7 protein-coding genes are annotated in these 11,803 nt (G+C 38.3%); 3 read left to right on the forward strand and 4 right to left on the reverse strand.

Annotated features, from left to right (window positions below):
• Together NOV28_RS03315 and NOV28_RS03320 are read left to right on the forward strand one after the other, a co-directional pair.
• The gene (locus tag NOV28_RS03315) at positions 1-1,587 is read left to right on the forward strand and encodes a calcineurin-like phosphoesterase C-terminal domain-containing protein (RefSeq protein ID WP_255927549.1); all 1,587 of its coding nucleotides are present in this window, start codon (positions 1-3) and stop codon (positions 1,585-1,587) included.
• 333 nt (positions 1,588-1,920) lie between these two features.
• A complete protein-coding gene (locus tag NOV28_RS03320) occupies positions 1,921-3,267 on the forward strand; it encodes an ammonium transporter (RefSeq protein ID WP_255927551.1) in 1,347 nt (448 codons plus the stop codon).
• A 38-nt stretch (positions 3,268-3,305) separates the two neighbouring features.
• On the opposite strand, the gene NOV28_RS03325 is transcribed toward NOV28_RS03320, so the two are convergent.
• The 4 genes from NOV28_RS03325 to NOV28_RS03340 form a co-directional block, all read right to left on the reverse strand.
• Positions 3,306-5,378 carry an alpha-ketoacid dehydrogenase subunit alpha/beta gene (locus NOV28_RS03325; protein WP_255927553.1) on the reverse strand — a complete coding sequence of 691 codons (2,073 nt, stop codon included), beginning with the start codon at positions 5,376-5,378 and terminating at the stop codon, positions 3,306-3,308.
• A 110-nt stretch (positions 5,379-5,488) separates the two neighbouring features.
• Positions 5,489-6,670: an acyl-CoA dehydrogenase family protein gene (locus tag NOV28_RS03330; RefSeq protein ID WP_255927555.1), complete on the reverse strand. Its 1,182-nt coding sequence runs from the start codon at positions 6,668-6,670 to the stop codon at positions 5,489-5,491.
• A 72-nt stretch (positions 6,671-6,742) separates the two neighbouring features.
• Positions 6,743-7,486, reverse strand: coding sequence for an NUDIX hydrolase (locus NOV28_RS03335; RefSeq protein ID WP_255927557.1), 744 nt, complete (start codon positions 7,484-7,486; stop codon positions 6,743-6,745).
• Positions 7,487-7,497: 11 nt separating this feature from the next.
• Positions 7,498-8,691 (reverse strand): MFS transporter, encoded by a 1,194-nt coding sequence (locus NOV28_RS03340; protein ID WP_255927559.1) that lies wholly within the window; start codon positions 8,689-8,691, stop codon positions 7,498-7,500.
• Positions 8,692-8,888: 197 nt separating this feature from the next.
• On the opposite strand from NOV28_RS03340, the gene NOV28_RS03345 reads away from it, so the two are divergent.
• A complete protein-coding gene (locus tag NOV28_RS03345; RefSeq protein WP_255927561.1) occupies positions 8,889-11,798 on the forward strand; it encodes a SusC/RagA family TonB-linked outer membrane protein in 2,910 nt (969 codons plus the stop codon).
• Positions 11,799-11,803: the final 5 nt, after the last annotated feature.

Genomic DNA, 11,803 nt, shown 5'->3' on the forward strand with positions numbered 1-11,803 from the left:
ATGAAATTTAAATTAATCTTTCCGGCTGTCTTAATTTCAGCTTTTGCAATAGCACAGTCTTCCGTTTCGGGATATGTTTACCACGACCGCAACAACAATTCGATAAAAGACCGCAACGAAAAAGGCATAGCCAATGTGGCGGTATCCAACGGTATTGAGGTGACAAAAACAGATGAAAACGGGCGTTATTCGCTGCCGCTGTATGGTGATAATCTCGTATTTGTGATAAAACCAACCGGTTATCAAACCAAAATTGGAAGCCATAACCTGCCTGAGTTTTATCATAATTTTAAACCTCAGGGTTCACCGGATAATTTCAAGTATAAAGGTGTATCGCCTACTGGCGCATTGCCGAAAGAAGTGAATTTTCCGCTGTATGCAAAACAGGAGCAAAAAGATTTCCAGATTGTGGTTTTTGGCGATCCGCAACCTTACAGTGAGCAGGAAATTGATTATTTCAAAAGAGGAATTGTCAACGAAGTAAAAAACAATAAGAAAAATGCGGTTATCGGAATCAGTTTGGGTGACCTAGTTGGTGATGACCTGAGCCTGCACCAATCCTATAAAAATGCGGTGAAGGAAATCGGTATTCCTTGGTACAATGTCATGGGCAACCACGACATGAATTACGAAGCGAAGGAAGATAAATATTCGGATGAAACATTCGAGGCTAATTTTGGACCCAACAATTATGCATTCAATTATGGGAACGTGCATTTCCTGATCTTAGATGATATTCTTTATCCGGATCCGCGCGATGGCAAAGGTTATTGGGGCGGTTTCCGCGAAGACCAGCTCAAATTTATAGAAAATGATCTCAAACTGGTTGATAAAAACAAGCTTGTTGTAATTTCGTTCCACATCCAGATGAAACCGGAGCGTGAAGGCGATGACCATTTCAGAATGGAGGACAGGCAAAAACTGTTCGACATTTTAAAACCGTTTGAAAATGTACTGATGATGTCGGCTCACACCCACAAGCAAACCCAGATTTTCTATGGCAAAGGCGATGGCTGGGAAGGCGTGAAAAACCTGCACGAACTCAATATGGGTACCACTTCCGGCGACTGGTATTCCGGTACGGTTGATGAATTGGGCGTTCCGGTGTCGGTCATGCGGGACGGTACCTACAGGGGTTATTCTTTCGTGAATTTTAAAGACAACGAATACAGCGTTGATTACAAAGTAGCCGGTAAACCTGAAGATTTCATGATTCAGCTTCACGTGCCGGAGGTCATCTCACAGACCAGAAGTTCAGCGCGTGTATTTGCAAACTTTTTTACCGGTGCTGAGAATGACGTGGTGGAATACAGAATAGACGGTGGCGACTGGAAAAAAATGGAGTTCATGAAAACCATTGATCCGGCTTATATGCTTTCTGTGTTTAAATGGGATACAGCCACTGAGCTGTACCAGGGCAGAAGGCCTTCTAACCCGGAACCTTCAAATCATATCTGGAGTGCCGGTTTCCCAAAAAATCTGAAAATTGGCAAACATAAGGTGGAAGTAAGAGCCACCGATATGTACGATAAAACTTTTTATGCAGGCAAGGAATTTTCTGTTCAGAATCTCAATTTTATTCCATAAACTTTTCACTTACTTAATGATGAACCGGCTTTCGTTCTGAAGGCCGGTTTTCTTTATTATTATGTTTTTAAGCATATGTCGCCTTTCCACAGCGCAGCACCGTATTTCTTAAATACTAGGGTCAGTCTGTTAAGCTGCTGAAGTGGGAGATATTTTGACGGTGAATTTTAACAAAATTCTAAATCTGAAATAAAACCTTCTCTTTTCACACTCTGTCAAATACAAAAAAGCTAAAAATTAATCTAAGGTATAATTTTTAAATGGGTATGAAAATAAAAAAGTTATATTTTCTGAAAATAAGTACTAAATTCGCAGGGGTATAAATAATAAAATATGAAAATAGAGAAAAAATGGATTGTGTCATTTGTGGTTATTACTTTGATTTCAATCGCGGCGTTGTTTTGGAAAACTGAAATTCCACTCCCAGGCTCCGGCGAATTCATCAGCGAAGACAATATTGTAGGTTCTGATGTTGCCTGGATTTTATCTGCAGCTGGTTTGGTTCTGTTGATGACTCCCGGCCTTTCGTTTTTCTACGGTGGAATGGTCGGTAGCAAAAACGTGATTTCAACGATGCTGCAGAGTTTTATTGCATTAGGTGTGATATCCATCTTATGGGTGGTTGTTGGATTCAGTCTTTCTTTTGGTGAGAGTTTAGGTTTCACTTACAACGGAATTCATTACGGGATTATCGGAAATCCTTTGAGTTACCCTTTTTTCAGTAGGGTAGGTATACTTCCGCATCATGTTATGGCGCCCACAATTCCTTTTATTTTGTTCGCGTTATTTCAAATGAAGTTTGCGGTAATTACTCCGGCCTTAATTACCGGTTCGTTTGCGGAAAGGGTTCGTTTTATTTCTTATCTGTTATTTATGGTGCTTTTCAGTTTGTTTATTTATACGCCACTTTGCCACATGGTTTGGCACCCGGAAGGTTTGCTGAATAAATTTTTCGGAGTAAAAGATTTTGCCGGAGGAACGGTCGTTCACATGAGTGCAGGGTTCGCAGCTCTGGCCGGTGCCATCGTTTTGGGAAGAAGAAAAAATCCACATCATAAACCTTCTAATATCCCATTTGTTTTATTAGGTACCGGAATGCTTTGGTTTGGGTGGTTTGGATTCAACGCCGGGTCTGCATTGGCGGCTAATGCAACGGCAGCGATGGCTTTTGGTACCACCACCATAGCATCGGCTTCCGCAATGATCACCTGGATATTTTTCGATCGAATTAATGGGAGAAAAGTTTCTGCCTTAGGCGCCTCCATCGGTGCGGTTGTCGGTTTGGTAGCAATTACCCCAGCTGCGGGATTTGTAACGATTGCCGAAAGTCTGTTCATCGGGTTTATCTCTGCCATTATTTCTAATTTAATGATGAACTGGAAAGAACTCAAAAAAATAGACGACACTTTGGATGTTTTTGCCTGTCATGGGGTAGGAGGGATTATGGGAATGATTCTTACCGCAATTTTTGCGCATGGTGAAAATGCAAGTTTGCTGCATGGCGGCTGGTCGGTTTTTGGGCATCACATGCTGGCTTTGGTTCTGGTTTCGGTTTTTACGTTTTTTGGAGCATTTTTGCTTTACAAAATCACCGATTTCATCATTCCGCTAAGGGTTTCCGAAGAATCAGAGCACCTCGGACTAGACATTTCTCAGCACGATGAATCCATTAATTTTTAATAAAAAAGCACCGTTTCAATTTCGGTGCTTTTTTGTTTTTAATGATTTAGCATTTCCTTTATTTTTTCAGAAACCTTTTCCGCATTAGGTAGCATTTCTTTTTCTAAAATTAAATTGATTGGAACTGCAGGTAAATTCAGTGAACCCATGGCTTCAACCGGAGCATCGAGGAATCGGAAACACGCTTTCGAAATACGATGCGCAAAAGCTTCCGCAAAGGAATTATTAATTTGCTCTTCCGTTAAAACCATGCATTTTCCATGGATTTTTACCCTTTCGAAAACTAAATTTTCATCTAAAGGAATCAATGTTCTTAAATCAATAATTTCAACACGACCAGGATGATTTTTTACAGCTCCTTTTGCCCAATAAACGCCCATTCCATAAGTTACAATCAACATCGTTCTGCCTTTGGAAATCTCATTTTCATTAGCTTCTGAAACTATTTTTCCTTTTCCGAAAGGTAAAATATAATCTTCTGCAGGTTCGATGGTTTTTGCTTCTTCCGTTCCGGGAACTTTGCTCCAATATAAACCTTTGTGCTCGAGCATAATCACTGGATTAGGATCGTAATATGCCGCTTTTAACAAACCTTTAAAATCCGCAGCGTTGCTTGGATATGCGATTTTTATTCCTTTAATATTGGCCAAAATGCTTTCTACACTTCCGCTGTGATATGGTCCGCCGCCGCCGTAAGCACCGATTGGAACGCGAATAATATTGCTCACTGGGAATTTTCCATTCGATAAATAACACGATTTTGAAATCTCGGTAATCAATTGATTAATTCCCGGATAAATATAATCGGCAAATTGCACCTCAACAATCGGTTTCAAGCCAACGGCGCTCATCCCAATCGTAGATCCAATTATATAAGCTTCCTGAATCGCAGTATTGAAAACTCTTTTCTTGCCAAATTTTGCTCCTAAAGTCACCGCTTCACGGAAGACGCCACCAATTCTTTCGCCAACATCTTGTCCGTAAAGCAACGCTTCCGGATGCTTCCACATCAATTCCTGAATGGCATGAATAGCAGCATCAACCATTACAATTTTTTCTTGACCTTTCGGTTCTCTTTCACCGGTTTCCTCAGTGATTGGAGTAGGCGCAAAAACATGGTTTTCTACGGTATCTGGTTTCGGATCTTCCGCATTTTGGGCTTTTTCGAAAGCTTTTTCAGCTTCTAATCTTGCTTTCTTTTCAATTTGTTTTAATAAATCTTCATCAACGCCATCATTTAACAATTGATTTCTAAGAATATTTCCCGGATCCTGCGCTCGATGCTTGGAAAGATCTTCTTCATCTCGATAAAATTCTCTGCGAACACCGGAAGTGTGATGCCCAATTAAAACAGTCTTTGCACAAACTAACATCGGTTTACGTTCTGTTCGGACAAAATCTACGGCTTTTTTCATCGCCAAGAAACTGGCTTCGAAATCGGTTCCGTCCACTTTCATTCGATTAAGTCCGACAAATCCGGCAGCGAAATCGTATGCGTCAGAAGTTCGGGCTTCTTCTTTGGTTACAGAAATTCCCCATTCGTTATCTTGAACCAAGAAAATAATCGGCAATTGATGAAGCGCTGCAAATTGAAAAGCTTCCGAAACTTCGCCTTCAGTAACGGAATTATCACCCAAACTGCAAACCACCACCGGATTTTTTTCGTAAGTTTTTAAATTAAATTCTTGAATATATTGAATTCCTTGAGCGATGCCAGTTGTGGGAATCGCCTGCATTCCGGTTGCGGAACTTTGGTGAATAATTTTCGGAAAATTTTCATCTAAACTAGAAGGATGAGCGTAATAGGAACGGCCACCGGAAAAAAGATCTTCAGCTTTTGCCAAAAGTTGCAACATCAATTGATACGGCTCAAAACCAATTCCGAGAAGTAAACTTTCGTCACGATAATACGGAGAAACCCAATCTTCCTTGGTTAATTGATAAGCCGTTGCCAGCTGGATGGCTTCGTGGCCACGAGAAGTAGAATGAACATATTTGCAAATATTTCGGTTTTCTTCATAAATATCCGCCATTGCTTTAGCGAGCATCATGTGGTTGAAAGCCTTTAATAAAATTTCCTTTGAAACATTTTGTTTTGTACCAATTTCCATAGTTAACAAAGATAAAAATTTTAATGAAAGAGAAAAATTATGGAACATCATTAACAAAAAAAAACCAAAGCAATTTCCATACTTTGGTTTCTGTATATTAAAAAAAATATTTACCCAAAAGCATTAATTCCTGTCACATCCATTCCGGTAATCAACAAGTGGATGTCGTGGGTTCCTTCGTAAGTAATTACCGATTCCAGGTTTGCTGCGTGGCGCATCATCGGGAATTCTCCCATGATTCCCATTCCACCGAGCATTTGTCGTGATTCTCTGGCGATATCAATCGCCATTTTCACATTGTTTCTCTTTGCCATAGAAATTTGGGCTGGAGTGGCTTTATGAGCATTTTTAAGATTTCCCAATTGAAGGCAAAGCAATTGAGCTTTGGTAATTTCGGTAAGGAATTCAGCAATTTTTTTCTGTTGCAATTGGAAAGAAGCAATAGGTTTTCCGAACTGTTTTCTTTCTTTGGAATATTGCACCGCAGTACAAAAACAATCGATCGCAGCACCGATAACTCCCCATGAAATTCCGTATCGGGCGGAATTTAAACAGGATAAAGGACCTTTCAAACCAACAACTTTTGGCAATAAATTTTCCTTAGGAACTTTCACATTATTGAAAACCAGCTCGCCGGTTTTAGATGCACGAAGACTCCATTTGTTATGAGTTTCGGGAGTTGTAAATCCTTCGAAAGCTCTTTCTACAATCAATCCTTGTACTTTTCCTTCTTCATTTTTAGCCCAAACAACTGCGATGTCGCAAAGAGGGGCATTGGTAATCCACATTTTGGCACCATTCAATAAATAATGATCGCCTTTGTCTTCGAAATGAGTTTCCATAGAACCGGGATCCGAACCGTGATTAGGTTCCGTTAAACCAAATGCTCCGATCATTTCTCCGGAAGCTAAATGAGGAAGGTATTTTCTTTTCTGTTCTTCAGAACCGTATTCATTAATTGGAAACATCACTAAAGAACTTTGAACGGAAGCAGCCGAACGAACGGCAGAATCGCCTCTTTCCAGTTCTTGCATGATGATTCCATAGGAAATCTGATCCAAACCTGCGCCTCCGTATTCTTCAGGAATGTAGGGGCCTAATGCTCCAATTTTCCCCAATTCTTTCATTAATCCCGGGATATCGGTATGATTTTGCGCGGCTTCATCTATTTTAGGCATCACAAAACTTTCAACCCAATCTCTTACAGATTGTCGGATTAACTTGTGTTCATCGGTTAAAAGACCATCCATCAGGTAATAGTCGGGGATGCTTGTGAGCGGGTAATATGACATAATTTTAAGATTTGCCTAAAATTAATATTTTTCGGAAATATGAGCAATGATAAGTGAAATAAAAGCGGAAAATTATTTTTGGCTAACAAATCTGTACAGATAAGGCGCTTTATTTGGTGAACCATCAAAAAATTTCTCCAATCTTTCTAAAGAATTGAGCGCAAGAATTTTCCGTTGAAAGTTATTTCTTCTGAATTTTTCGTCGAGAACAGTTTCGTAAACGGTTTGCAATTCTTTCATGGTGAATTTTTCGGGCAGTAAATTGCTGGCAACAATTTGGGTATCGATATTTTTTCGGATATGATTCAATCCTACTTCTACAATTCTTTCATGATCGAAAGCCATTTTAGGAAGTTTGTTGACTTCAAACCACGCACAGGTTTCGTTGAAAGCATCGGGGAAGGTATCTACTAAGGTAAAATCGATCAAACTACAGTAGCCAACCGTAATAAATCGCTGAAAAATCCAGTGATCTTTTGGCACTTCGATGTTTTTATTTTTGAGTAGGATTTGGTGTACATTGTTTTCAGTGCGCTCTTTTCTTCCAAAAGTATGGAACTGCTCGAGGAAAATATCCGCGAGATGAGTTCTTTCATATAGTACACGTGAAGCCGCTTCTCGAAGATCTTCATCATTAAAAACAAAACCGCCCGGTAGCGACCACAAATCCAAATCATGATATTTTAGGAGTAAAACCTTCAAAATACCATTGTGGAAACCAAATATTGTACAATCCACAGAGATGTGTGCTACATATTCTTTGGTATCAATAAGTTGCTTTAAGTTCTGCTTATTTTTACTATCGTCGATTTTCATAGTACACAAAATTAATAATTATTTTCATTTTTTGAGACATAAGACTTAAAATAAACAAAACTTAATACAAAAAGTAAAATTACTGCTAAAGAAATAAAGAAAGCATAGTGATTTCCGTATTTCAATTCAAAAATATAAGACATCATCATAGAACCAAAAGAACTGCCTAAAGATGAGAAAATCACGATGAGTGAGGTGAAAATATTAATGTCATTCTTATCGATATTGCTAATCATTCGAGAGCTGATAACAGGGTAGAGCGGTGCTAAAAAAAGTCCAATAAAAGGATAAATAAATAGCGAAACATTATTGTAATCATTCAGAAATAAAACATAAGAAACCAGCAACATCATCAACATCGTCCCCACACAAAACATGAAATACCTAAATAATGAAAATCTTTGAATGATATGCGAAGTTACGAGTCGGCCAATAAAGGAAAATAACGCCAAAAATGCCGATGCCTGAAGCGCAAAAAACGAATTAACCTTGAGATGATTCTTGTAAAAAGAGGGCAACCATGAATTGAAATTCTGTTCGATAAAGACAATGGTGAAAATGATAATAAAAAAAAGGAAATGAGTTTTGCTAAAAAAACGAGTGAAAGATAATAATGATGTTGGTTGCATTGAAGCTGGATTTTCAGCAATTTCTGTGCGGAACAAGATGAACACATTTACAAAAGACAACAGCGAAATCAGTAAAAATCCGAACTTCCAATGCTCGGAATATTCACTGGAGATCAGCCATCCAAAACCCATATTTACAACAAAAACCCCGATCATGAAAGAAGCTTCCACACTGCTCATTGTTTTTGCAAGCGCGGTTTCGTTGGTGATATTATTTCTCAAAATCCCGTAGATAGAAATTTTAGCAAGAGAAAAACTCACTCCGATTACAGCAAACCAAAGTTTGAAAAACCAGAAAACGTTTAGAAAAGGAAACAGCGAACAACAAATTCCTACGATAATCAAAGAAAAAATTAATGAAGGTTTCGATCCGAATCGAGTAATGAAATTCGCTGCAAATAGCGATATGAAAGCAATTGGCAAGTCTTTAAAAGCCTCTAGTAAGCCAAGATTACTATAAGAAACATCATCGCCTGCAAGTTGCAGAATTACGATTCCCATACAATTGAGTACCATCGAAAAAACCAAAAAACTGATTTTTAGAGGCAATGAAATTGATCGGTTTTTTAGTTGCATAGAGCTGAAATTTTGTTGTCAAGTTGATTTTTGGGGATTAAAATTCCATAAAATTCATCATAAATTAACAAAATTTAGGCTTTTTAAACCCTCAAAAATACTGGAAAAATTAAAATAAATGAAAAAAAAATTTGTTGTATGGAAATTTTGGATAAATTTATTGTCTCATTTTGAGAAAAACAAAAAAACTAAATTATATGAATTTAAAGTATTCTAAAAGTCTGGGATTAATCGCAGTTCTTTATTTTACGGTTAGCATGAATGCTCAAACCACAGATTCTTTGAAAGAAAAGAGTATTGAGGAGGTTGTGGTAATTGGTTACGGTACACAGAAAAAAAGCAACGTTACCGGAGCTATTGCAAGTATTAAAGCTTCTGATATCGAAAGCATGCCATCGGGGAAACCCGAACAGGTGCTTCAGGGTAGAGCAGCTGGAGTTACAGTGGTTACCAATTCCGGTCAGCCCGGTTCTGCGGCTACTGTTCGGGTAAGAGGTATTACCAGTTTTGGTGCAGGGAGTAACAGCCCACTTTGGGTGGTAGACGGAATTGTGGTCGATAACATCGGTTGGCTCAATCAATCGGATATCGAAAGCATCGAAGTTTTGAAAGATGGAGCTTCCTCTGCAATCTACGGGGTTTCTGCTGCAAAAGGGGTAATTCTAGTAACTACTAAAAAAGGGAAAAGAGGAAGATTAAATCTTTCCTATAACGGATTTTATGGTTTTGGGAACGCCGCCAGAAAATTAGATTTATTGGATGCAACTCAATATGCGACGATCATTAACGAAGGTTTTGCTAATGATGGTAAACCTGTTCGATTCAGCGATCCAACTAAATTTGGTACCGGAACCGATTGGCAAGACGTAGTTTTCGGAACGGCTGAAAAAAGCTCGCACGAGATCAGCATTTCCGGAGGTAATGATAAATCTACTTATTACTCATCTTTCGGTTATCTCGATCAAACGGGAATCGTGATGAGTGATATTTCTTATTACAAAAGGCTTAACACAAGGTTAAACTCAACTCATAAAGTGACTGATTGGTTAACTTTAGGACAAACTTTAGCTTATACTCATACCAAATCTCAAGGAATTAGTAACAACGAAGAATACGGTGGACCATTGAGTTCTGCGGTAAATTTAGATCCAATTACTCCCGTTGTTGTAAATGATTGGTCATTGGTAAATCCAGATTTATATACCAACCCAAACATCATTTTAAGTCCTAATGGTAATCCATACGGAATTTCTCAATATGTGAATCAGGAAATGGCTAATCCATTGGCATTTAAATATATTCAACAAGGAAATTACGGCTGGTCTGATGATTTTGTTGGAAACGTATTTGCTGAAGTGAAATTTTTGGAAGACTTCACTTTTAAGACAAGTTTAAATGGTAAAAAATCCTATTGGGGAAGCCAATCTTTCACGCCATTATTTTATTTGAGTAATACTTACAGCAACACAAGTTTTAATAATCTAAACCGAGTAGATCAGAAAAAATTCGAGTGGAGTATGGAAAATACTTTAACCTACCACAAAAAATTGGGTTATCATAACTTCAATGCATTGATAGGACAAGGTGTTTACCGTTACAATATTTCTTCCGGTTCTAGTTTGACTTACAGTAATTTACCTGTAAATACTTGGCAAGAAGCCTCTTTCAATTTCGATGTAGGACAAGATAATATCGTAGCCAACGGTTGGGATGGTATTGAAACTAGAAAAGCATCTTATTTCGGAAGATTAATTTACGATTATGCCGATAAATATTTGTTCACAGGAACTATTAGACGAGATGGTTCTTCGAAATTCGGAGCGAATCATCATTGGGGAACTTTCCCTTCCATGTCGATAGGTTGGAATGTTAATAAAGAAAATTTCTGGCCAGAAAACAATTTCATCAATACTTTAAAACTTAGAGGAGGATACGGAGTTTTGGGTAATGACGAAATGGAAAATTTCCGATTTGCCAACTTCATGGTTTCCGGAAGTAATTATACCGATGCTGGTAACAATATCATCATTGGATATGCACCAAGTACATTAGCAAACCCTGATCTTAAATGGGAAGAAACCAGCCAGCTGAATTTCGCAGCAGATCTGAAATTCCTTACCAATTTCAATTTAACAGTAGATTGGTACAAAAAGAAAACCTATGATATCTTGAGACAAGTAAATGTTCCAGGCTATATCGGAGTTTCTAACCTTCCATGGGCAAACATCGGTGACATGGAAAATACCGGAGTAGAAGTAGAACTAGGTTACAAAAAAAATTGGGGTGATTATGGACTCTCAGTTAACGGAAACTTTGCTACTGTGAAAAATACCGTAACAAGGCTAGAAGATGACATTGAATATTTCAACACTTCATCCTTCCAATCGATGGGAGCTGTTGCTAGAAACCAAGTGGGAGAGGCGTATGGTTCGTTCTATGGTTACACTTACGAAGGTGTTTTCCAAAATCAAGCACAAGTTGATGCTTACAGAAATGCAAACGGCGAATTGCTTTTACCGAAAGCTAAACCTGGAGATTTCATTTGGAAAGATAATAACGGCGACGGCAAAATCACTCCGGATGATATGGTTAATCTAGGAAATTCTATTCCGAAATACACCTACGGACTTACCGTTAATTTCAATTATAAAAATTTCGATTTCATGATGTTTGCTCAAGGGCAAGCTGGAAACAAAATCTTCCAAGGACTTAGAAGATTGGATATGTTGGATGCTAATTATCAAACTAAAATCCTCAACAGATGGATCGGAGAAGGATCTACCAACGAATATCCGCGCTTAACAAGAAATGACGACAATCATAATTATACATGGATGTCCAGCTATTACCTTCAAGATGGTGATTTCTTGAGATTAAAACTTATTCAATTAGGTTACACGATTCCACAAGATGTTACCCAACGTTTCGGAATGAGCAAAGTAAGACTTTATGTAACCGGTGAAAATGTTTTCACCTTCACCAAATACACCGGATATGATCCTGAGATCGCTGGTAGAAACGGTGGTGATTCCGATTCTTTCGGTATCGACAGAGCTTATTATCCACAAGCACGTACTTTCTTATTTGGTGCTAATATTCAATTTTAATGATT

This window comes from Kaistella montana, from assembly GCF_024436175.1.
In the GTDB taxonomy this organism is placed as follows: domain Bacteria; phylum Bacteroidota; class Bacteroidia; order Flavobacteriales; family Weeksellaceae; genus Kaistella; species Kaistella montana.

Bases quoted from the DNA above. Each gene is read 5' to 3' on its own strand.
- NOV28_RS03315 (WP_255927549.1), top strand. From the start codon at position 1: ATGAAATTTAAATTAATCTTTCCGGCTGTCTTAATTTCAGCTTTTGCA.
- NOV28_RS03320 (WP_255927551.1), top strand. From the start codon at position 1,921: ATGAAAATAGAGAAAAAATGGATTGTGTCATTTGTGGTTATTACTTTG.
- NOV28_RS03325 (WP_255927553.1), bottom strand. From the start codon at position 5,378: ATGGAAATTGGTACAAAACAAAATGTTTCAAAGGAAATTTTATTAAAG.
- NOV28_RS03330 (WP_255927555.1), bottom strand. From the start codon at position 6,670: ATGTCATATTACCCGCTCACAAGCATCCCCGACTATTACCTGATGGAT.
- NOV28_RS03335 (WP_255927557.1), bottom strand. From the start codon at position 7,486: ATGAAAATCGACGATAGTAAAAATAAGCAGAACTTAAAGCAACTTATT.
- NOV28_RS03340 (WP_255927559.1), bottom strand. From the start codon at position 8,691: ATGCAACTAAAAAACCGATCAATTTCATTGCCTCTAAAAATCAGTTTT.
- NOV28_RS03345 (WP_255927561.1), top strand. From the start codon at position 8,889: ATGAATTTAAAGTATTCTAAAAGTCTGGGATTAATCGCAGTTCTTTAT.